Here is a 23,009-nt window from a genome sequence, read left to right on the forward strand (position 1 = left end):
GGGCGATGTACGCCACCTGTCTGTTCTGCAACAAGGCGCTCGGCAGTAACGAAGCGCTAGAAAGTTTTCCGGTAGGCAAGCGTCTCGCGTTCGACGCAGCCAAGGGACGGTTGTGGGTGGTGTGTCCTCACTGTGAGCGGTGGAATCTTTCGCCGCTCGATGAGCGGTGGGAGGCGATCGAACAGGCGGAAAAGCACTATCGCGACAGTCGGCAACGCGTCGCGACGGACAACATCGGGTTATCCAAACTCCGTGATGGAACGACGCTCGTGCGCATTGGCGAGCCGCTCCGTCCGGAGTTTGCCGCATGGCGCTATGGCGACCAGTTCGGCCGTCGCCGCCGGCGACAGCTACTCTTTGCTGGTGGCGGCATTCTCGCGCTCGGCGCCGTCGTGGGCGCTGGCGCAGTGGCCGGCGTCGGTATCGGCGGATTCGGTTGGCTCCTCGCTCGATCGGGGAACAGCATCATCATGGGCGATCCGGATTCGGTCGTCGCGAAGGTTCGCAGCGACAGCGGTCAGGTGATCCAAGTCAAGCGTCGTCACCTCTCTGAATCCTCGTTGACGCGCGCGGATGATGGTTCGCTTGCACTCAACTTGCGGTTCAAGAACGGGAAGGCGACGTTCGTCGGCCGTGAGGCGGAGCGGATTGCGGCGATCGTCGTTCCCAAGCTGAATCGATTCGGCGGCGGCAAGGCGACGGTCTCGGCGGCTGTTAGAGAAATTGAACAGACGGGCGGACCGGAAGGCTATCTGGCGCGGCTGGCCGAAATCGGAGACACGTTGCCGCGGGCCGCCGAAGGGAGCGAACGTTGGCCCTGGAGTCGGCAGTCGTCGCGAGGCTATCAGCAAAAGGGTTTGTTTGCGCTGCCGCAGCACCATCGGCTCGCGTTCGAGATGGTGTTGCACGAAGAGGCGGAGCGTCGCGCGATTCAGGGTGAGCTGGCCGAGCTCGAACGCGCGTGGCGTGAGGCCGAGGAGATCGCGGGCATTTCCGATTCGCTGCTACTGCCGGACGATGTGAACGCGTCATTCGAGCGGATGCGCAAAGACACGGAGCACGGGAAATGATGCGTCACGCGCGATGGTTGTCGATCGGCCTCCTGTACGCTGCAGCAGCCAGCGCGCAGACTGGGTACGTCGCCATGTCCGATTCCGCTCGGCTGTACTACCGAATCATGGGACACGCGGCGGACACGATCATCGCCATCCACGGCGGCCCAGGGATGGATCAGGAGTCGATCGCCAACGACTTCGCCGTGCTCGCCGACAAGCACACCGTGATTTTCTACGATCAGCGTGGCGGCGGGAAGTCGACGCTGCCCACGGACACCGCGACGCTCGTTGCGGCGCGGCAGGTCCAGGATCTCGACGAATTGCGGCGGCACTTCAAGCTCGCCAAGGTGACGCTCGTCGCCCATTCGTATGGGCCGCTGCTGGCGGCGTCGTACGCGATCGCGCACCCCGCGAACGTGAAGCGGATGGTGTTCTTCGGACCCGTCCCGCCGCGGCGCGGCGAGTTTTCGCGGCGGTATGGCCAGAGCATCAACGGTCGGTTGGACAGCGCTCAGCGGGCGACCCAGTCGGCCGCGTCGCGGCGCGCGACCAACCCGGCGGCGACCGAGGCCGAGATTCGGCAGGCGTGTAAGGAGCAGTGGGCCATTGGGATGCGTCCCCGGCTTGCCGAGCCCGACAAGACTCTGCCGCTGGTCAAGTCGGACCTGTGCGCCACGGATCCGAACGGAATTCGGTACGGAAGCCGAATCGGAAACCGTGTGATCATGAATTCGTACGGTGACTGGGATCTTCGGCCGCAACTCCGTACGCTCACGGTGCCCCTGCTGGTGGTGCACGGCGAGGAGGAGAGCATTCCGATGGATCTCGTCGAAGAGTGGGTGACGTCGATGCCGAACGCCCGATTGGTCAAGGTGCCACGGGCCGCCCACTTCGCGTACGCGGAACGTCCTGAGTTGGTGTGGCCGGTGGTCGAGAAGTTCCTGGCTAACTAGCGACCCTTTACCGAGATCATCTCCATGCTCGTCGCCATCATCGTCGGAATCGTCGCAGGCTTCTTCGCAGGAAAGATCATGAACGATGCCGGTTACGGTATCCTCATGGATCTGGCTCTCGGATTGGTGGGTGGAATCTTCGGTCGCTTCGTGCTCGGCATTGTCGGCATTGGCGCGTACGGCATCATCGGGTCGATTCTCGTCTCGACGTTTGGTGCGGTACTTCTCATTTGGATTGTGCGCTGGATCAAGTCGAGCCGAGGAGCCGCGTAATCTTCACACGAACGCATGCCCGTGTCCTGTCCGGCCCATTAGGTTGTGGTAGCCTGATAGCCGACGGAGGCCACTGGCATGTCTGTTCGAGTATCTCGTGGAGACGAGTTTGCTTTGAGCGCGAGCGATGGAGCGGGATCCACTCTCGCGAATTCACCGGCCGATCGCATTCTGATCGCCGACGATATGGCCGACAACGTTTGGCTGCTCCAGGCGCTGCTGACTCAGAGCGGCTACGAGCATGTCTATTCGACGACGGATCCGCGAGACGTGATGCAGATGTACGCCGAGTTGCAGCCGGATATCGTGCTTCTCGATGTCCACATGCCGGGCGTCGACGGGCTGACGTTGATTCGCGAACTGCGCCGCATCAATCCCGCTGGCGCGTTCCTGCCGATCGTGATGCTGACGGGCGATCTCTCGTCCAAGGTCAAGCGCGACGCGCTCGAAGCGGGCGCCTCAGACTTCATCTCGAAGCCGTTCGACGCAACCGAGGTGCTGTTGCGCGTGCGGAATCTGCTGTCGCTCCGTCAGCTCCATCTCCGGCTGAGGAACGAGAATCTCACGCTCGAAGCACGGGTGAAGGAGCGCACCGACGCGTTGGCCGCGTCGCGGATCGAAGTGCTCGAGCGTTTGGCGATGGCCACGGAAGCGCGCGACGATCTCACGGGGGAACACACCCGACGCGTGGGCATCCTCGCGGGCGAGCTGGCGGAAATCATCGGACTGCCGGACGACCAAGTGGAGCTGATCCGTCGTGCAGCCCCCGTGCACGACATTGGCAAGATTGCGATTCCCGATTCGGTCCTGCACAAACAGGGTGCGTTGAGCGCCGACGAAACGTTGGTGATGCGGACGCACACGACGATCGGTGCGAGCATTCTCTCGGGCGGCGACAACTCGCTGGTGATTGCCGCCGAGCGAATCGCGGCGAGCCATCACGAGCGCTGGGACGGGCTCGGCTACCCTTTTCGCTTGAAGGGCGACGCCATTCCGATCGAAGGACGGATTACCGCGGTCGCCGATTTCTTCGACGCACTCACGCACGATCGTCCGTACCGTCTCGCTGTGCCGCGCGAGTTCGTTTTGCTCGACATCGAACGCGGTGCGGGAACACAGTTCGATCCGGTCGTTGCCGCCGCAATGCGGCACGCGGCCTCGGCGGGACGTCCGCGTGACAGATCCAGCATCAGTAAATCCTGATGACGAGCTGAAGGCGAGGCTCGCGCGGGCGCTTGCGCCGGCGTATGAGGTCGACGCCGAGATCGGCCGCGGCGGCATGGCGATCGTCTATCGTGCGCGCGACATTCGGCTGAAGCGGGGCGTGGCAGTAAAGCTCCTGCCGCCGGAACTGGCTTTTCGCGGCGACATCCGGACGCGCTTTCTGCGGGAAGCGGAGACCGCGGCGCGATTGAGCCACCCGAACATCGTTCCGATCTACACGGTCGACGAGCGCGACGGCGTCGTCTACTTCGTGATGGGGCTCGTCGAAGGGGGAAGCGTCGGCGATCGGTTGCGGCTCAGTGGCGCGATGGCGGTCGACGAAACACGCCGAATCATTCGCGAAGTCGCCGACGCGTTGGCGTACGCACATCGCATGGGTGTGGTCCACCGCGACATCAAGCCGGACAACATTCTGCTCGATGCGGTCACCGGGCGAGCCATGGTGACGGATTTCGGCATCGCTCGCGCCGCGAGTGACGGCGACGGGACACGGCTGACAGGCACGGGTGTCGTGATTGGCACGCCGGCATACATGTCGCCCGAGCAATGCGCCGGCGACCACGAGATCGACGGGCGGTCGGATCTCTACTCGCTGGGCTGCGTGGCCTATCAGATGCTCGTCGGATTGCCGCCGTTCAGTGGTGGGAACACGCCGTCGATCATGTTGAAGCAGGTCACCGAGCGACCGGTTCCGCTTCGAGAGCGACGACCGGATGTTCCCGCTGATCTCGAGAGAATCATCATGAAGCTTCTCGAGAAGGACCCGGCCAATCGTTTCGCCGATGGCATGGAGCTCGTTGCCGCGCTCGACGGAGCGCCGGTAGCCGATCCGATCGTGCCTGTGTCGATCTTTGCCGAGGCCGACGACGCGCGGGTGCAGCGTCAGGTGTCGGCCGCCATGGAGCGGATTCTAGCGCAGCATCAGACCCGACTGACGCGGTTGACCGACCGCGAGGCGAAGCGCGAGTCGCGTCGCCTGGAGAAGCAGCAGCGCAGGATCCTCACGCTGCCAAATCGCATTCGGAAATTTCGGAGAAACCTGCTCAGCTACACCGGAACGAGCGGATTCCTCTTTGGCATCAACTGGATGGCCAACGGCCATGGACACGGGCATTGGTGGTTCCTCTATCCCGTGCTCGGAATGGCTTTTGGTGCCGTCTCGGAAATGAGCTCGCTCATCGCGACAGACGGCGTGCCGTTTCGAAATCTGTTCTTTGGGCAAATCCCATCCGAGGCGTTGCCGAACGTGCAGGCGCCGGCCGCGATTCCTGCTCCGGCCATCGCAAGCGAAATCCTGCGCGGTCCGCACGGCGACATTCTTCGACAGGCGACATCGGACCGTCGTCGCATCGATGAGTCGATCGAAAAGCTGAGCGACACCGAGCGTAAGTTGCTGCCAAACCTGAAGGAAACGGCCGACGCGTTGTTCGGCCGCGTCGAGTCCCTCGCTACGGCGTTGCACCGTCTCGACGAGCAACTCGGCAGCGATCGCTCGTCGGCGATCGACGAGCGCATCGCACAGTTCGAGTCGGAGACGGGGAATTCGTCCGATCGTGAGCGACGCCTCGCGCTACTGCGCCGTCAACGCGAGATGGTGCTCGAGCTCGAACAGGCGCGTCCGCGACTTCGCGAGCAGTACGAGAGCGCCGGTTTGCTGCTACAGAATCTCGCGCTCGACCTACTCAAAGTACGATCGTCGGGACTGGACGCTGCGATGTCGGGGATCACGAGCGCCACGCAGGAAGCGCGCGCTCTATCGCGGGAAATCGGCTACGTTCTCGCTGCCGCAGACGAGGTTCGCGGAACCGTTCAGCGCGCGGAGTAACGACGGACCTCTCGCGCGCGATTAGAGCGCCGAGAGAACCTCTGCCGTCGAACGAACGCGCGAGATACGCGGAAGAATCTTGTCGATCGCGAATTGGTGCATCGAGGCTTCGCCGCTCGCGCACGCGTCTTCGACGACGATGACGTCGTAGCCGTGCTGCCATGCTTCGCGCGCCGTGCCTTCCACGCCGAAGTTCGTGGAGATGCCCGTGAGAAGAATCGTCTTGATGCCGCGACGGCGTAGCTGGAGGTCGAGCTCCGTTCCGTAGAACGCGCCCCACTGCCGCTTGGTGATCACGATTTCCGCGCCGAGTGCGGCGATCTCGGGAACGAGCTCGGCCCAGTTGGCCGGGAACCCACCCGGAGGCATGGCCATCGGCACGTCGATGGCTCCCTGCGGTCGGTCCGCGCCGCCTGGTGAGAAGGTCACGCGCACGGGCAAGATCACGCCGCCGGCTTTCTTCAGCGCAGTGCCGATTCGTGCCGAATTCTCGATGACCTTTGGTGCAGGGTGCGGCGCCGATTCACGCCCGGTGATGCCCAGTTGCAGATCGATGATGACGAGCGCAGTCGTGCGCGCGTCCAGGGCGAGTGCCGGGCGATCGTCGGTGGCCACGATCAGGGTACCCAGGTTGTATACGTGGAGGCTGACTCGCGCTTCTTCGGACCCGGCGTTTCAGCAGGCGTTCCGACGTTGACGATGGCGACGATTCGCTCGCCGTCTCGAATCCCCGCCGCAGCGCGTGCATCAGGATCGCTCATGACCGCGCCCGTCTTGATGTGCGTTCCGAGCCCGAGCTCGACCGCCACGAGCGACAGATTCTGCACCGCCATCATGCCGGCGGCGTAGTCTTCTTCGCGCGTTTCAGGATTCTCATTGTCGACGACGGCGACCGCGATCATTGCCGGTAGAGCGCGATGCTCATTTGCGACGTTGTTGCGCATCGTGTCTGCGGCCACAGCGTCCTCGAGCTTGCGTGCCTTGCGATTTCCCAGAGCTATGCCGTACGCGTGGCGCGCTTCAGGTCCGAGGACGTAGAAGCGCCACGGCTGCGTGAGCTTGTGATTTGGGGCAAGTGTTGCGGCGGAGAGGATCGTTTCGATCTCTTCGCGCGTGACTGCGCGGTCGGTAAAGCGCTTGATCGAGCGGCGTTCGCGGATGGCGTCGGAAGCATTCATGAATCGAAAGCTAGCGACGCCAACCCGTATCACGCGCTATTTGCGAGCGCCTTCCGACGTCCGGCCATTCTGGAGCAGCGCCACCTTCGTCGCTTTGCCATTCTCGACGGTGAAGGTGAGGCGAATATCCGGATCGAAGTCCACGCCAAAGACGTTGTTCCCGAACGGTATCAGCACGTTGGGGCCCTGTCCCTGAAGCTGCGAGTAGAGCTCACCGTCCTTCTCGAAGAAGGTGAAGTCGGCCTTGTTCGGACCGAATTGCATTGCATACACGCCGACATACCTGGCGCGCTCCGCGGCCGAGATTGCTACGCGCGGCGGGGAACGCTTGAGTGGAACGCCGAAGGTTGCGCGAGCCACCTGTGCGAGAAGTCGGTCGGCCCGACCCGCGCCGGAGTTGGTCAGCACCGTGATCGAGATGTCAGCGTCGGGGAAGTACGCGTTGGACGAGATGAATCCGTTGATGCCGCCGCCGTGAGAGATCACGGTGTGACCCGCCATCGTGTCGCGTCCGAGGCCGAAGCCGTATTTCGCCCCGGCTGCGGCTCCCGCCGGTGTGGTCATCGTCTTATACGACTCCGCCGACACAACCTTGCCGGTGGCAAGCGCGCGGTTCCAGCGACCGAGGTCGCCAACGGTGGAGCACAGCGCACCCGCCGAGAACGGCTGGCTCATCGCGAGGTAGGCGCTGTTGGCAAAGGTGCCGTTCGGCCCCGGCTCGTATCCGCTCGCACGCCTCATGATGATGTCGCGCGTCGAGCAATTGCGCGTATCGGACAGGCCGAGCGGCTTGGCGAATCGTTCGTGCACGTCGTCCGCCCAGGGGCGTCCGGCCATCTTCTCGACGAGCATTCCGAGGACGACGTAGCCGGAGTTGTTGTAGGCCCACGACGATCCAGGAGGGAAGGTCATCGGATCGTTGGCGGTGATGGCGACGATGGTGTCGGGCGTCATCTCCTCGCCCCAGCGTCGCAACCATCGTTGGCCCACGTTGGTGTAGCTCGGAATTCCGGACGTGTGATTGAGAAGCTGACGCACCGTGACGCTGTGCCACTTCGCCGGAAGCGTCGGCAGATACGTGCCGATGGAATCGTCGAGGCGAACCTTGCCGGCTTCGACGTACTTCATGACCGCCGCGGACGTGAACTGTTTCGTGATCGATCCGATACGGTAGACGCTTCGCGCCGTTGCGTTGACGTCGTCTTCGATGTTCGCCTTGCCCCAGCCTCCCAGCGCGAGCGTGTCATTGCCGTGAAACACGCCGATCGAGACGGCAGGCGAACCCTTGGTCGCAATGAAATCGGCGGCGAGCGAGTCGACCGTTTTCGCGACGACCTTCTTCGGCGCGACGGACTGCGCTCTCAGGGGAACGACCGCGGCGAGCAGCAGCACCGCGGCACGAGCGGAGAACGAGGCTGGTTTCATGAGGGTCCGGGATGGCGTTCGGTAAACAGTGCCCGGCCAAAGAGCTCAGTGTCAAGAAATCTCGCTGACAGTTCGGGAACCCATCCCCGCGCCCGCGGATTCTCGCCGTCAGACCTTCTTCACGACGTGGAGCGACCTAACGTGCGAAATCTCATGCAAGTGCTCGCCGCGGCGCTGATTGCGGCCTCGGTTGGATGTGGCGGCAGCAGTGACGGCGGAGCGGTGGTTACGAATCCAGGTGGTACAACGAATCCGGGCGGAACGAGCAACCCGACGACGCCGGTGTCGACGAGCTCCGTTGCCGTCAGCGACAACCAGTTCACGCCGAACTCGATCAAGGTGGCTCCGGGCACGTCGGTGACGTGGACTTGGGGATCCAACGTTGTGACCCACAACGTGACGTTCTCCGATGGAACCGGCTCGGGGGATCGTGGCGCTGGCGCGACGTTCTCGAAGACGTTTGCCACCGCGGGAACGTTCACCTATCAGTGCACGATTCACGCGGGAATGACCGGGACGGTTTCGGTCCAATAGGATCGCGCCGGGAACTGTGACGCGCGGCCACTCGCGCCGCGCGATCGAGGGCGACAGCTTATCGAGTCCGTGTCCGCGAACCCACTCGCAGACGCCGAGTCGATCTGAGGAGCCCTCCCATGGTCCGAATTCCGCTGCTTTCACGCTCGACGCGCGCGGCTACGCTGCTGCTCGCGATCGCCGCTCCGTCACTCACAGCACAGGCGCGCGGAGGCGGAGGAGGAGCTGCGGCTGCCGACGGCGGCGGTCGTGCGACGTGGGACGTGATGCAGGCGCGCGGACAGACACGCGACGTCGACTTCACCACATCCGAGGGCACGTGGACGTCCGTTGATCTGTCGCCCGATCGAACATGGATCACGTTCGATCTACTCGGCCACGTTTATCGCATGCCCGCCGCGGGTGGTGAAGCGACGGTTCTGACGCAGGCCTCCGGCGTGGCGCTGAACTTTCAGCCGCGCATTTCGCCCGATGGAAAGACGATCGCGTTCATCACCGATCGTCGTGGTCAGTACAATCTCTGGGTCATGAACGCCGACGGGTCGAACCAACGTCCGGTGTTCACAGATCTCAACGCGACCGCACTCGAGCCCGCGTGGACGCCCGACGGGAATTACATCATCGTGCGAAAGGGCGGCCGTGGTGGCGGTGAAGGTGGCGCGCCCGCCGGCGGCATCTGGATGTACCACAAGGACGGCGGTCAGGGCGTGCAGATCGTGGGCGCCGCGGCCGGCGGACGTGGCGGCGCTGGCGGAGCTGGCGGCGGTGCGCCTCAATGGCCGACCGTGTCCGGCGACGGCAAGTACCTGTACTACCAGGTGTCGTCCACAGTCGCGGACAAAGAGCCGCTCTCGGGTTCGCTACAGCTGAGAAGATTTGAATTCAAGAGTGGTGAAACCGTCGACATCACGGCCGGTGAAAGCAGCAATGCGGCGGCTGGACGATTCTCGAGCGGCGGTGGCGCTGCTCCCATGATCTCGCCCGACGGGCGCTGGCTTGCCTTCGCACGCCAAATTCCCGACGGCTTGCTGGAGTTCAAGGGCCACAAGTACGGACCGCGCACTGCGCTATGGCTTCGCGACATGAAGACGGGCGCCGAGCGTATGGTCATGGATCCGATCGAACCGATGGTCGCGAGCGGATCGAAGACGCTTGGCGTGCTGCCGCGATACAACTGGTCGAGCGACGGCAAATCGATCGTCATCATGCAGGGTGGCAAGATTCGCCGGCTCGACGTCGCAACCAAGGACGTGGCGACGATTCCGTACACGGCGAAGGTGCACCGGACGTTGTCGCAGATGGCGCGCAACGAATTCCGAATCACTGATGGTCCGTTGGCGGTGAAGTTTTTCCGCTGGCCAACGTCCACGGTCGATGGCGGAACGATTGCGTTTCAGGCCGTCGGGCACATCTGGCTCCAGGACGCGGAAAACAGCACGCCGCGCCGCCTCACGCCGAAGTCGTTCGATCAACTCGAGTACGCGCCGGCGTGGAGTCCGAATGGTCGCGAGCTCGCGTTCGTAACCTGGGACGACACCGGCCGAGGACATGTCTGGAAGGTTCCGGCAACGGGCGGCGCTCCCGTGCGGCTGACGAAGGACGAGGGCGACTACGTCGACCCAGTGTGGAGTCCAGATGGTCGCTCGGTGATCGTTGCGCGCGGCGAAGGCGCGACCGCGCGTCAGAGAACACTCACGCACAATGCGTGGTATGACCTCGTTCGTATTTCGGCGACACCTGCGGCGGGTGGCGACACCGATGTTGCGTTGGCGACGATTACGCGACCGAGCGGTTCGGCGATCTCCGGCGAGGCGCGTCGCCAGATGGTGCGTCCGTCGATCGGCCCCGAAGGAAGAATTTTCTGGATCGATGAAGTTTCTGGTACGGGCGGCGGGCGCGGTGGTACCGCGCTGCTCTCGGTGAAGCCAGACGGAAGCGACAAGCAGGAGCATCTCAGCTTCCCGGCGGCCGACGAAATCGTGCCGAGTCCGAATGGTGATTACGTCGCGTTCCAAGAGGGCGACAATGTGTACGTCGCGCCCATGGCGTGGGGCGGAATTGGCGGCGACGCGCAGCGCATCGAGAAGCGTCGCGGACAGTTTCCGGTCACGCAGCTGACGCGCGACGGCGGACTCTTTCCGCGCTGGCGCGATGCAAAGACGCTCGAGTATGGCAGCGGCACGCGCTACTACGTGCGACACATGGATACCAATCGCACGGACACCATTACGCTCAAGCTCAGTGTGCCGCGCGACATTCCGACTGGCACGGTCGCGCTCACGAACGCGCGCATCGTCACGCTCGACCACAAGAAGGTGATCGAGCGCGGAACGATCGTCGTGAAGGGAAGCCGGATCTCATGCGTGGGACAGTGCAGCACGAACGGCGTCGACAAGGTCATCAACGCGAGCGGCAAGACGATCATTCCCGGTTGGGTCGACATGCACGCGCACCACTATCGTGAATGGCGCGGCATGCGGCCGAAGCACGACTTCGAGCAGGCCATTTACCTGGCATATGGCGTCACCACGACGTTGGACCCGAGCATGTACAGTCAGAACATGTTCCCGACCGCCGAGTTGATCGAAGCGGGCGATCTGATTGGACCGCGCGGCTTCAGCACGGGCGACAACATCACGGCGGGTGATGCGGCGCGCGCGAATGAAATGAACACGCCGGCCGACGCGCTGGCCGCCGTGCGCAAAATGGCAGACTGGGGCGCCGTATCGATCAAACAATACGCGCAGCCGCGTCGCGATCAGCGTCAGTGGATGGCGGAAGCGTCGCGCACTGTTGGCCTGAACGAGACGTCCGAGGGCGGCCACTTCATGGAAGACCTGGGCTTCATCATGGATGGCCAGACGGGTTGGGAGCATTCGTTCAGCGAAGTGCCGCTGTATTCCGACGGCGCAAAATTCCTGGGCAAAGCCGGCGCGACGTATTCGCCGACGCTCGTCGTCGCAGGGCCGAGCGCATGGAGCATCGAGTACTGGTTCCAGCAGAGCGATGTCTGGAAGGATGCAAAGCAGCGTCGCTGGTTCCCGTGGCGCGCGCTCGTGCCTCATACGCGCGTTCGCTGGTTGCGTCCCGAGACCGACTACAGCTACCCGATCGTTGCGCAGGCGATGGCGGACATCATCGCCGAAGGTGGCTGGGGTGCGATCGGCTCACACGGCGAGCACCACGGACTCGCGTCGCACTGGGAAGTCTGGATGGGTGCCAGTGCGCTCGGGAACATGGGCGCGCTCGAGGTCGCGAGCATGCACGGCGCGCGTTTCCTCGGCGTCGACAAGGATCTTGGATCGATCGAGGTTGGCAAATTGGCGGATCTCATGGTGCTGAACACCAATCCGCTCGACAACATCAAGAATACGATCGACTCGAAGTACGTCATGAAGGGCGGCAAGCTGTACGACGCAATGTCGCTCGACGAGATCTGGCCGAAGGCGGTGCCGTTCGGACCGTACTACTGGGTGAACGACGACGTACTGCAGCAGAACACGAAGTCGACGACGACGTTTGACAAACAGCCGCCGGCGCCCAAGAAACCGTAGCTACGACGTAACAGCTACCGGGCTCCGCAGCGGTTTCTGAACGCGGCAGCGTCTGTTGCACCGGTGCCTTGAACGACAGCCCGACGTCGAGTGACGTCGGGCTGTTGCTGTTTGGCAGTCGTGCGCGACCAAACTTCAACTGGCCTGCGCCGGTGATCGATTTCTCGCCGACGGGTAGCGCGGCGAACGTTCATGTCCTTTCTCGCACTCCAGGCGCGTATTCGGTTGCGTAGATGATGCGCGGTCTGGCGGGCTCGGCGCAAAACAACGCTCAGTCCGCCGGGTTGTAATAAGAAATCTTGGGACACATGTCCTCTAGCCGACGATTCTCGCGCAGATATATCAACCACCATCACACTACAGCGAGGGTTGAATGAGCGCGCCCACTCCCGTCCCCAATAACCTTTCCGATCGGCTTCGCGATTTCAGCGCGCGCTTTCGGGGCGACCTTCTGCGGCCGGGCAACGAAGGCTACGACGCTGCACGCGTCGTCTGGAATGGAATGGTCGATCGTAAGCCGGCATGTATCGCTCGCTGTCGCAGCGTAGACGATGTGCAGGCGGCGATTCGTTTCGCGCGCGACAACGATCTTTCGATCGCAATTCGGGGCGGCGGACACAATGCGGCGGGTCTCGCCGTGAACGATGGCGGATTGGTCATCGATCTGCGCGGGATGCGCGATGTCGTCGTTGATCCAACCACGCGCACGGCGCGCGCCGGCGGCGGCGCGACGTGGGGCGAGTTCGACGCTGCGACTGCAGCGCACGGACTGGCCACGACGGGCGGCGCCGTATCTACCACTGGCATTGCGGGTCTGACACTCGGTGGCGGACTCGGTTGGTTGATGCGCAGCTACGGAATGACCTGCGACAATCTGATCGGCGCCGAGGCGGTAACGGCCGATGGGCAGGTGTTGCATGCGAGTGCGTCAGAGAATCCTGATCTGTTCTGGGCGCTGCGCGGAGGTGGCGGAAACTTCGGCGTCGTGACGACGTTCGAGTTCCAACTCCATCCCGTGTCGACCGTGCTGGGAGGAGCGCTGTTCTATCCACTGGCGCGCGCTCGCGACGTGCTGCGTTTCTATCGCGACTTTGTGCGTACGGCGCCCGATGCGCTGACCGTCTTCGGCGCGATGATGCATTCCCCCGAGGGCGTTGCTGTCTGCGCCATGGTGATGTGCTACAACGGGCCGGTCGACGAAGGCGAGCGCGCGATCAAGGCGATTCGAGATTTTGAAGCGCCGATTGCTGGTGGCGTTCAGGCGATGCCGTATACCGCGCTGCAATCCATGCTCGATGCTGGCTTTCCGGGAGGCCTGCAGGTTCACTGGCGGTCAGAATTCCTGACATCGATTCCCGACGAGCTGATCGATGCACTCGTGTCGGCGTACGAGCGCGTTCCGTCGCCGCTCAGCGCGATTCTCATCGAGCAGTTTGGTGGACAGGTGCATCGAGTGCCGAATGACAGCGCGGCATTCGACAATCGCGATTCCGACTTCAATCTCGTGATCGTGTCGCGATGGTCGGACGCCGCGGCGGCGGAGCGCAACGTGGTGTGGGCGAGGGCGACGTCGGATGCGGCAAAGCCGTTTTCGAATGGGCGCGTGTACGTCAACTACATCGGCGTAGGCGAAGCGCCCGATCGCGTGCGGGCGGCGTTCAGCCCGGAGAAGTTTGCGCGGCTCGCACAGGTGAAAAAACAGTACGACCCGCGGAATGTGTTTCGGATGAATCAGAACATTCCACCTGGCTGAGTCGTCGAGCACGGGCACGATCGCGAAGCGTGGCGATCGTGCCCGTTTTGTGGCGGTAGGGAGAAGTTGTTCGTAGCTTTTCGCCGATGCTCACCGTCCGTCGTGCGATACTGCTGCTTGTGGCACCGCTCCTTACGGCGGTCGCGCAAACGCCGCTGCCCATTACAGACGGACAGGTCATTCCGCTCTGGTCGGGCGCCGCGCCGGGTGCACTGGGCACTGACACGACCGACATCCCCGCGATGATGGTGTTTCTCCCGCGGACGATGAATGCGAACACGCCGGCGGTCATCGTGTGTCCGGGCGGGAGCTACATTCGCCTGGCGTCGAATCACGAGGGACGCCAGGTCGCGAACTATCTGAATTCGCTCGGTGTTGCGGCGTTCGTGCTTCGGTATCGGCTCGGACCACCGTATCACCATCCCGTAGAACTTGGCGACGCGCAGCGCGCGATCAGGCTGCTCCGATCTCACGCGTCCGATTGGCACCTCGATCCGGGGCGGATCGGCATCATGGGATTTTCGGCCGGCGGGCACCTCGCGATGACGGCGAGTACTCACTTCGACGCCGGAAACGCGGCAGCGCACGATCCCATCGACCGCACGTCGAGCCGGCCAGACATTAGCATTCTTGGATATCCGGTCATCTCGATGACCGAGGCATGGACGCACGCGGGATCGCGCACCGCGCTGCTCGGCGCCAATCCCGATCGGGCGCTCGCGGAGTCGCTGTCCGGCGAGCGTGCCGTCGTGAAGACGACGCCACCGACCTTTCTCTTCCAGACGAACGAAGACACCACGGTTCCGGCCGAGAACGCCACGTACTACTACTTGGCGTTGCGGCGCGCCGGCGTGCCCGCCGAACTACACGTGTTCGAGCACGGCGCGCATGGCGTTGGCTTGGCGAACGCAGACGCCGCGCTCTCTGAATGGTCGAAGTTGCTGGCGAATTGGCTGCGCGGCCGCGCATTCATTCCGTAGAACTTTCATCGCTGAACCAATGACACTCCCAGTTCGGATACTGCATCTCCTGCTCGATCGCGAACTCTCGAGCCTGAAGCGCGAAATCGAGGCTTACCCGACCGACGAAAGCGTCTGGGCGACGCCTCCCGGCATCTCGAACTCGGCTGGGACATTGGCGTTGCATTGCGCCGGTAACATTCAGCACTACATCGGCAGGTGTATTGGTGGCACGAGCTACGTGCGCAACCGGCCGGCGGAATTCGCGCTGCGCAATCTCACGCGCGGAGAAATCCTCGCCGAGTTGGATCGCGCCCTCGAGGCACTGCGCGGGACGCTGACCACCCTCGACCCGGAATCGATTCCGGTCGCGTTTCCCGATCTGATTGCCGGCCGTTCCGTGGACGCCGAGGAGTTTCTGCTGCATCTGGCTGCGCACCTCGGGTATCACATCGGCCAGATCGATTATCACCGCCGGATCACGACCGGTGACGGCACGATCGTGGATGCGGTCCGGGTCAGCGCGCTGACGGAAAGACTGGCGTAGATCCGGAACTCCGGGCGGGTGGGTTCCGTAGGGCGTTGGTCTACCGTTTCGAGCCGAATCATGAGCCTTTGGCAGAATGTGTCGCACGCGTCCCGATCCCTTCGGCGCGCGCCGGTTTTCAGTGCCGCCGTCATTCTCACGCTGACCATTGGCATTGGCTCGGCGGCGGCGATCTTCGCCGTCGTGAACGCCGTGCTCCTGCGGCCGTTGCCGTATGGCGATCCTGATCGCCTGGTGGGCGCGTGGTTCGACTTGCCGCCAGTGTCGATGACGCACGCGCAACAGACCACGGCGACATACAACACGTTCAAGAGATTCTCGAAAACGATCGAGGGAATCGCGCTCTACGACGACGAGTCGGCGAATGTCAGCGATCCGGACGGCCGTGCGCAGCCCGAGCGAATGCTCGTGACGTGGGCCACGTCCGATCTGATTCCCATGCTGCAGGTTTCGCCGATCCTTGGCCGGCCGTTCAACGAGAGCGAGGACAAGATCAGCGGGCCGAGCGTGACGCTGATCAGCGAAGGGCTTTGGCGTTCGCGGTATGCGGGCGATCGCAACGTGATCGGGAAAAAGCTGCTCGTTGCTGGCCACGCCACGGAGATCATCGGCGTGATGCCGGCCACGTTCCGCTTTCCGAGCAAGGGCACGCAACTCTGGCTGCCAAGAAAGCTCGATCCCAATGATCCGTATCCGGGCGGCTTCAATCACAACTCCATCGCGCGGCTCAAGCCAGGGGTAACAGCGGCGGCGGCACAGCGTGAGTTCGCCAGCATCCTACCGCGCGTCGTCGAAGTGACTCCGATGGTCGCGCCTGGCATTCCGATGCAGATGCTGCTCGATCAAGGCAAGCCGATTCCCAAACTGATTCCGCTCCGCGAGGATATCGTCGGCGACATCTCGAAGACGCTGTGGATGGTTGCGGCAACAGCGGTTCTCGTGCTGCTCGTGACGTGTGCCAATGTTGCCAACCTCCTGCTCGTTCGTGCCGACGGCCGCCATCGCGAGCTATCCGTGCGCGCCGCGCTTGGCGCGGGACGAGGTCGCGTGCTCGCCCACTTCTTCACCGAGGCGGCCGTTCTCGCGGGGATTTCAGCGGTACTCGGGCTCGCGGTTGCGGGCGTCGGCATTCAGCTCCTCGTCGACGCTGGGCCGACGGAGATTCCGCGATTGGGTGAGGTACACCTCGACGCAGCGGTGATCGCATTCACGATCATCGTTGCCGCGATCGTCGCGGTAGCGTGCAGCGCGATTCCAGCCGTTCGATTCATGCGTTCTGACGCATTGTCGGGCCTGCGCGACGGCGGGCGGAGCGGAACCGCCGGTAGTCGTCGACAGCGAGCGCGCGGGATACTCGTTGCGGGACAGATGGCATTGGCGCTCGTCGTCCTCGCTGCGTCGGGGCTGCTCTTTCGAAGTTTCCAGCGGCTGCGCGCGGTGCATCCGGGCTTCAACCCGGATGGCGTCGCGACGCTCTGGCTCTCGATTCCAGAGCTTCGGTATCGAGGCGACTCGAGCATCGTTCGTTTCTACGCGAGACTGGCCGAGCGTGCGGCACAGCTGCCAGGGGTGACGTCGGTGGGGCTGACGTCGCGCCTGCCGTATGAGTCTCACGGCATCAATCAGAATCCGATGTGGTTCGAGGGCGACGCCTCGAGCGCATCGAAGATACCGCCGCTCGAGCTCTACACGACGACTGATGCTGGATACTTCCGAACGATGGGAATTCCGCTCATCGCGGGACGGACGTTCGATCAGATCGAACGGCAGCGCGACAATGAAGTCGTCGTTGGGCTGGAAGTGGCAAAGACGTTCTTTCATGACTCGACGGGGCGGAGTGCAATCGGAAAGCGATTCCGCGCACTTCCAAATGGCGCGTGGCGAACAGTCATTGGCGTCGTCGGTCCCGTACGCGACACGGCGCTCGCGGCGCCGCCCAATCGCGTCGTGTATTTCCCCCATTCGGTTCCGAACGACACGATGGACAGCCAGCTATCGCGCACGATGGCTGTCGTTGCGCGAACGAGCGGCGACGTTGCGACGACGACGCGGGCACTGCAGGCGCTGATTCACGAAATCGACCCGACGCTGCCGACCTTCGACGTTCGCTCGTTGCGGCGTACGCTCGATAGTTCCATTGCGCGACTCACCTTCACGATGACGATTCTCGGTGTCGCCGCGGGCGTCACCTTGATCCTCGGCGTGATCGGTCTGTACGGGGTGATCGCGTACGTCGTCACGTTGCGAACGCGGGAACTCGGCGTGCGTATCGCGCTGGGTGCGCAGCCAAGGTCGGTGGAGGCGATGGTAACGCGACAGGGCCTGATGTTGAGCGGCGCCGGCATCGCCATCGGGCTCGTGCTCGTCATCGGGGTCGCGCGCTTTCTGCGAACCTTCCTGTACGAGATCGCGCCGACCGATCCCGTGACGCTCGGCGCGGCGACGGGCACGCTGCTGGTGTTCGCGCTCCTCGCGAGCTGGATTCCGGCACGTCGTGCTGCTCGGGTGAATCCTACAGAAGCCTTACGCGCGGATTGACGCGCGGCGTGCGATGAACAACATATTCCACCCGCGGCGCTCTTTGCGCCGCGGGTTTTCTTTCGACCTTCACCGCAGACCGCCGTGATTCTTCGGGCACTCAATCTTGCCGCGGTCGCCGTTCTCGTCGGCGTCGCTACGCCGCCGGCCGACATTACTGGAGTCGTATTCGCGGACCGGAATGCCAATGGTGTTCGCGATCCCGGGGAGGCCGGCATTGCTGGCGTCGCGGTCTCGAACCAGGACACGGTGGTCACGACCGATGCCAACGGAGCGTTTCGCATCACCAAGGCGGGAACCGGCGTCGTTTTCGTGTCGACGCCAAATCGATATCGCGCCGTTGGCCGATTCTGGCGCGCAGCGACCGATGGGCCGCTCTCGTTTCCGTTGGCGCCGCTGAGCGGAAGCCAGGAGTTCTCCTTCGCACACGCGTCGGATACGCACATCTCTCCGAGCTCCGTTCAACGCACGCAGCGCCTGCGCGCTGTCGTCGATTCGATACGTCCGGACCTATTGCTGATCACCGGCGATCTGGTTCGTGATGCGCTCCGCGTTTCCGAGGCCGAGGCGACGAGCTACTACGACCTGTTCGCTCGAGAGTCGGGCGCGTTCAAGACGCCGGTGTTCACGGTGCCAGGAAACCATGAGAACTTTGGTATCGAACGCGATACGTCGCACGTGAGCGCGTCGCATCCGTTGTACGGCCGCGCGATGTACCACCACTACTTCGGGCCCGACTATTACTCGTTCACTCGCGGTGGAGTGCACTTCGTCGGCCTCAACACCGTCGACATCGACGATCAGCGGTACTACGGACACGTCGACAGTCTTCAGTTGGCCTGGCTGGAGCGCGATCTCGCACTCGTCCCGGCTGGAATGCCGGTCGTCACCTTCGACCACATTCCGTTCTTCTCCACGTTCGAGACGATCAACGGCTACACGGACGGGGGGCCCGCGCCGACTGTCATCACCGTCAACGGCAAGGCGGCATTTCGTCATACCGTGTCGAATGCTGGTGCCGTGCTCGCGATCCTTCGAAAACGGAATCACGTGTTGGCGCTTGGCGGCCACATTCACGGCACCGAGCGCATCGAATACGAGATGGCCGGCGTGAAGACGCGTTTCAACCAGGTGTCCGCGACGATTGCCGGGCCGCGCGGCGCGAGCCTGGCGTTTACGTCAGGTGTCACGGTATATCACGTCAAGAACGGCGTGATCGATGCGGGGCGTTTTGTTCCGCTCGATCCTGTCAAATAACTCTCAATCGCTTCGCAGTACCGACGCCGGATCGACATTCGCCGCTCGGCGCGCGGGGAGCCATGACGAAAGCAGCGCTGTCGCAAGCAAGACGGCGCACGTTGCGCCAAGCGTGAGCGGATCTGTCGGACTGACGTCGTAGAGTAGTCCGCGAAGCATTCGTGTCGACGCGATGGCGCCGGCCAGACCGATCACGACGCCGACGGCGGCGAGCGTCACACCCTGGCGTGAGATCATTCGGCTCACGTCGCCCGGCTCGGCACCCAGCGCCATGCGAACGCCAATCTCACGCTGGCGAAGGCTCACGCCGTAGGCCATCACACCATAGATGCCAACGGCGCCAAGCACGAGTGCAACGAGACTCGCTGCGCCAAGCATGAGAACGAGGAAGCGCGCCTTTGCGGATGCGCTCGTGACGATTGTGTCCATCGACTGCTGGCCGTAAGTCGGAAGCCCAGCATCGAGATCGTGGACGATTCCGCGAATCGCCGCGGCGATGGGAGCGCCGGGTTGATCGGTCGCCACCGCGAGCGCGACGCGCGAACGCACGACCGTCGAATCGCCATCAGGCACCACGAGCGGGAAGTACACGGCTTCTTCCACCGGTTGATCGAGTGCCGTGAGGTGCACGTCGTCAACGACGCCGACGATTGTGAACCAATCGCCGTGAATGCCCTGGTGCACGCGGTGACCGAGCGGCGACCGATCCTTCCAATAGCGTTTGGCGAATGACCTGCTCACGAGCGCCTCGAGCGCGGGATGTGCCGGATCCTGCGCTCCGATCGTACGTCCGGAGAGAATCGGAATGCGCATCGTGGCAAACCAGTTGCTCGACACGTTGTTCACGCTGTGTACCGGCGGAACGGTGTTCGGCGCCAGCGAAAAGTCTTCGACCGTGACCGCGCTGTTGTTGGCGTCTCCCGTGAGTGGGAGCCACGTTGTGTACGCCGCGTCGCGAACGCCCGGTATGGCGCGCGCGCGAGTGCGTAGCTCCTCGAGAAAGTTGTACGACGCCGCGGTCGTTGCGTACTTGGCGCGCGGGAGCGTCACACGCGCCGTGGTCACGTTGGCGGGATCGAAGCCGGGTTTGACATCGCGCAGGCGCGCAAAGCTGCGCGCCAGCAGGCCCGACGAGGCCACGAGCAGCAGCGCCAGCGCGACCTGTGCGACCACGAGCGCGCTGCGGGTGCGGTGCTTGTCGGCACCTGCGGTTGCCGCGCGACCCGATTCCTTGAGTACCGCCGCAATGGCAATCCGCCTCGTACGCAGCAGCGGAACGAAGCTCACCGCAGCCGCCGTGACGAGCGTCATCGTTGCCGCGAACAGCACGACGATGGGATCGAGGCTGACTTCCGCGAGTCGCGGAACGTAAATGCCACTCGGCAGCGCCGAGAGTAGTCGGATGCCAAAGTACGCCAGCGTTACTCCGATGGCGCCGCCGCCGAAGGCGAGCACGATCGCTTCGCTCAGGTATTGCGCGACGACGGTTATTCCACCTGCACCGAGCGCAGTGCGGACCGCGAGTTCGCGCGATCGTCCTTCAGCGCGGACGAGAAACAGATTCGCCACATTGGCGCAGGCGATTGCCAACACGAGTCCAACTGCGGCGAGCAGAATCCAAAGAAGCCGGCTGACGTCGCCGACGATCACGTCTCGCAGAGACGTCACGACCGGTGTGAGATGAACTTTCTCGAACATCGCTCGCGGAATATCCGTTGGAAATTCGTCGAGCAAACGAGGAAGCGAGCGCGCGAGGTCGGCAACCGCCGCGGCGTTCGTCACGCCAGGCTTGAGCCGCGCGATGGCGTTGAAGTTGAAGCTGCCCGCGTCGGTGGTCGCGGGATCGATCTGCAGCGGATACCACACCCGCGTCGTCGCCGAGGGATAGCGGAAGGACGCTGGCATGATGCCGATGACCTGCCGCTCCGATCCGTTGACGACGATAAACTTGCCGACGATGCTCGGATCGGCGCCGAACTTACGTTGCCAGAGCGCGTCGGAGAGCATCACGACGCGTGGAGCGCCCGGGCGATCGTCGTCAGCCGTGAATGCGCGACCACGCGCCGGTGCGACCTGCAGCGTCGGCAGCCAACTCGCAGTTACGCCTGCGCCGAGCGTGCGCTCTGGTTCGCCGACCGAGCCGGGCGCGGGCGCGATGCTGACGTCTGCAGGCCGCGATAGGCCGATGTTCTCGAAGACCGAGTTGTGGCGCTGATAGAGCAGGAATGTCGCGTCCGATTGCTCGAGATGCTGGAGCCCGGAGATCGTCGCGGTGTGCGTGATGTCGACCAGCTGCGCCGACTGAGGGAAGGGGAGCGGTCTGAGCAGGACTGCGTTGACGATGCTGAACATCGTCGTCGTTGCACCCAGGCCAATGCCGAGGACGATGAGGGACGTCGCGGTGAACGCCGGCGCTCGGCGGAGACGACGCCAAGCGTACTGAAACTCCCTCGCGAGATCGGGCATGGCGCGGCTCCGTCGTTGATTGCGGTGGCAGGGCGACTGGGTCTTGGTACGAACCGGGGCAGACTCAGGTTTCGCGACGGCCAGAGTGACGGCATGGACTTCGGTCCCGGGCCGTGTCAAAATCCACGGACGGCTACCAGAGAGAGACGGGCGACGATGACATCAACAGCGGTGCAGGGAAACACGATTGGCGGCGGGATCAATCCGCCGCGCGAGTCTGTGGTCGATCGATTCCTCCGATATGTGAAGATCGAGACGCAGTCGAACGAAGACAGCGCGTCTCGGCCAAGCACACCGTCGCAATGGGCGCTCGCCAATCTGCTCGCCGAGGAACTCCGGCAGCTGGGCGCGCAGAACGTTCGGGTCAGCGAATTCTGCATGGTCTACGCGACTATCCCGAGCAACCTGCCGCTCAGCCTCTCGACCGGAATGCCGACGATCGGTTTCCTCGCGCACGTCGATACGTCGTCGGCCGTGACGGGGGCAAACGTGAAACCCGTCATCCACCGGAACTATCAGGGTGGCGACATCGTGTTACCTGGTGATACGACGCAGGTCATCACCGTCGCGCAGAATCCCGATCTCGCCAAGATGATTGGCGACGACATCATCACGACCGACGGAACGACGCTGCTCGGCTCCGACGACAAGGCTGGCGTCGCCACGATCATGACGCTCATCGACACGCTGGCGACCAATCCGCAGATCCCGCATGGTACGCTGGCGATCGGGTTCACGTCGGACGAAGAGATTGGCGCCGGCATCGAGAACTTCGATGTCGAAGGCTTCGCCGCCGACTTCGCGTACACGGTCGATGGGGGCGGGCTCGGTGAGCTCAACTCGGAAACGTGGAGCGCGCGGCAGGCGACGATAACGTTCCACGGAAAGAGCGTGCATCCCGGTACGGCAAAGGGCGTGATGGTCAACGCCATATACGCGTTCGCTGATTTCCTGTCGCACATGCCGACTGACATGCTGCCCGAAACGACCGAGGGACGCGTCGGCTTCGTTCACCCGTACTCCGGCGTGGCCGACGTCGAGGAATCGAGCATCAAGGTTCTCCTGCGCGATTTCGAGATCAGTGGACTCGAGGCCAAAGAGAAGCTCCTGCGCGACCTCGCCGCGGCGACGGAAAAGAAGTTCGCAGGCGTGACGGTCCGCATGGACGTGAAGGAGAATTATAAGAACATGAATGAGGTGCTGCGGGATCACCCGCAGCTGATGGACAACGCCTTTGAGGCGTCGCGGAGAGCTGGGCTCGAGCCGTTCATCGAACCGATTCGCGGCGGTACCGACGGATCGAAGTTGACGTTCCGCGGTCTGCCGTGCCCCAACATTTTCACGGGCGGCTACAACTTTCACGGAAAGCTCGAGTTCAACTCGCGTCGCGGGCTTGAGAAGACCACCGAGACGCTCGTTCACCTCGTCCAGGTATTCGCCGAGCGAGCCAAAGCTGCGGGCTGATCTT

General features: G+C 63.4%; 17 protein-coding genes. 13 read left to right on the forward strand and 4 right to left on the reverse strand.

The genetic code is table 11. The features are described 5' to 3' along the window. Positions 1 to 5 precede the first annotated feature (5 nt). The 5 genes from AC6H4Z_RS06450 (at position 6) to AC6H4Z_RS06470 (ending at position 5,330) form a co-directional block, all read left to right on the forward strand. Positions 6 to 1,070, forward strand: a complete 1,065-nt coding sequence (locus AC6H4Z_RS06450) for a calponin homology domain-containing protein (protein ID WP_497545921.1) — start codon at positions 6 to 8, stop codon at positions 1,068 to 1,070. Further along, a complete protein-coding gene (locus AC6H4Z_RS06455; protein ID WP_497545922.1) occupies positions 1,067 to 2,008 on the forward strand; it encodes an alpha/beta fold hydrolase in 942 nt (313 codons plus the stop codon). The genes AC6H4Z_RS06450 and AC6H4Z_RS06455 overlap by 4 nt, the downstream gene beginning before the upstream one ends. A 24-nt stretch (positions 2,009 to 2,032) precedes the next feature. After that, on the forward strand, positions 2,033 to 2,281 hold the full coding sequence (locus AC6H4Z_RS06460; RefSeq protein ID WP_497545923.1) for a GlsB/YeaQ/YmgE family stress response membrane protein: 249 nt from the start codon (positions 2,033 to 2,035) through the stop codon (positions 2,279 to 2,281). Positions 2,282 to 2,359: 78 nt separating this feature from the next. After that, positions 2,360 to 3,484 carry an HD domain-containing phosphohydrolase gene (locus AC6H4Z_RS06465; RefSeq protein ID WP_497545924.1) on the forward strand — a complete coding sequence of 375 codons (1,125 nt, stop codon included), beginning with the start codon at positions 2,360 to 2,362 and terminating at the stop codon, positions 3,482 to 3,484. Next, entirely contained in the window at positions 3,456 to 5,330 is a 1,875-nt protein-coding gene (locus AC6H4Z_RS06470; protein WP_497545925.1) for a protein kinase domain-containing protein, read from the forward strand. The genes AC6H4Z_RS06465 and AC6H4Z_RS06470 overlap by 29 nt, the downstream gene beginning before the upstream one ends. Before the next feature lie 21 nt (positions 5,331 to 5,351). Here AC6H4Z_RS06470 and AC6H4Z_RS06475 read toward each other — a convergent pair whose 3' ends face one another. From AC6H4Z_RS06475 to AC6H4Z_RS06485, 3 genes are read right to left on the reverse strand one after another with little or no spacing between them, the layout of a single operon-like run. Beyond that, positions 5,352 to 5,945 (reverse strand): hydrolase, encoded by a 594-nt coding sequence (locus AC6H4Z_RS06475; protein WP_497545926.1) that lies wholly within the window; start codon positions 5,943 to 5,945, stop codon positions 5,352 to 5,354. Between the two features lie 2 nt (positions 5,946 to 5,947). Beyond that, positions 5,948 to 6,508 (reverse strand): nitroreductase family protein, encoded by a 561-nt coding sequence (locus tag AC6H4Z_RS06480; protein ID WP_497545927.1) that lies wholly within the window; start codon positions 6,506 to 6,508, stop codon positions 5,948 to 5,950. 36 nt (positions 6,509 to 6,544) lie between these two features. Further along, a complete protein-coding gene (locus AC6H4Z_RS06485) occupies positions 6,545 to 7,933 on the reverse strand; it encodes a serine hydrolase domain-containing protein (RefSeq protein ID WP_497545928.1) in 1,389 nt (462 codons plus the stop codon). A 141-nt stretch (positions 7,934 to 8,074) separates the two neighbouring features. Here AC6H4Z_RS06485 and AC6H4Z_RS06490 point away from each other — a divergent pair, with 141 nt between their 5' ends. The 7 genes from AC6H4Z_RS06490 (at position 8,075) to AC6H4Z_RS06520 (ending at position 19,075) form a co-directional block, all read left to right on the forward strand. Continuing rightward, positions 8,075 to 8,467, forward strand: a complete 393-nt coding sequence (locus AC6H4Z_RS06490) for a cupredoxin domain-containing protein (protein WP_497545929.1) — start codon at positions 8,075 to 8,077, stop codon at positions 8,465 to 8,467. Positions 8,468 to 8,586: 119 nt separating this feature from the next. Beyond that, the gene (locus tag AC6H4Z_RS06495; RefSeq protein ID WP_497545930.1) at positions 8,587 to 12,021 is read left to right on the forward strand and encodes an amidohydrolase family protein; all 3,435 of its coding nucleotides are present in this window, start codon (positions 8,587 to 8,589) and stop codon (positions 12,019 to 12,021) included. A gap of 373 nt (positions 12,022 to 12,394) precedes the next feature. Further along, a complete protein-coding gene (locus tag AC6H4Z_RS06500) occupies positions 12,395 to 13,774 on the forward strand; it encodes an FAD-binding oxidoreductase (RefSeq protein WP_497545931.1) in 1,380 nt (459 codons plus the stop codon). 86 nt (positions 13,775 to 13,860) lie between these two features. Next, positions 13,861 to 14,754 (forward strand): alpha/beta hydrolase, encoded by an 894-nt coding sequence (locus AC6H4Z_RS06505; RefSeq protein ID WP_497545932.1) that lies wholly within the window; start codon positions 13,861 to 13,863, stop codon positions 14,752 to 14,754. 19 nt (positions 14,755 to 14,773) lie between these two features. After that, the gene (locus AC6H4Z_RS06510; protein ID WP_497545933.1) at positions 14,774 to 15,280 is read left to right on the forward strand and encodes a DinB family protein; all 507 of its coding nucleotides are present in this window, start codon (positions 14,774 to 14,776) and stop codon (positions 15,278 to 15,280) included. A 60-nt stretch (positions 15,281 to 15,340) separates the two neighbouring features. Continuing rightward, the gene (locus AC6H4Z_RS06515; RefSeq protein ID WP_497545934.1) at positions 15,341 to 17,818 is read left to right on the forward strand and encodes an ABC transporter permease; all 2,478 of its coding nucleotides are present in this window, start codon (positions 15,341 to 15,343) and stop codon (positions 17,816 to 17,818) included. A gap of 84 nt (positions 17,819 to 17,902) precedes the next feature. Then, positions 17,903 to 19,075 carry a metallophosphoesterase gene (locus AC6H4Z_RS06520; RefSeq protein WP_497545935.1) on the forward strand — a complete coding sequence of 391 codons (1,173 nt, stop codon included), beginning with the start codon at positions 17,903 to 17,905 and terminating at the stop codon, positions 19,073 to 19,075. A gap of 3 nt (positions 19,076 to 19,078) precedes the next feature. On the opposite strand, the gene AC6H4Z_RS06525 is transcribed toward AC6H4Z_RS06520, so the two are convergent. Further along, positions 19,079 to 21,541, reverse strand: a complete 2,463-nt coding sequence (locus tag AC6H4Z_RS06525; RefSeq protein WP_497545936.1) for an ABC transporter permease — start codon at positions 21,539 to 21,541, stop codon at positions 19,079 to 19,081. A gap of 156 nt (positions 21,542 to 21,697) precedes the next feature. On the opposite strand from AC6H4Z_RS06525, the gene pepT reads away from it, so the two are divergent. Further along, the gene (gene pepT, locus AC6H4Z_RS06530; RefSeq protein WP_497545937.1) at positions 21,698 to 23,005 is read left to right on the forward strand and encodes a peptidase T; all 1,308 of its coding nucleotides are present in this window, start codon (positions 21,698 to 21,700) and stop codon (positions 23,003 to 23,005) included. The last annotated feature ends 4 nt before the right edge of the window (positions 23,006 to 23,009 follow it).

This window comes from Leucogemmata humicola, from assembly GCF_055379415.1.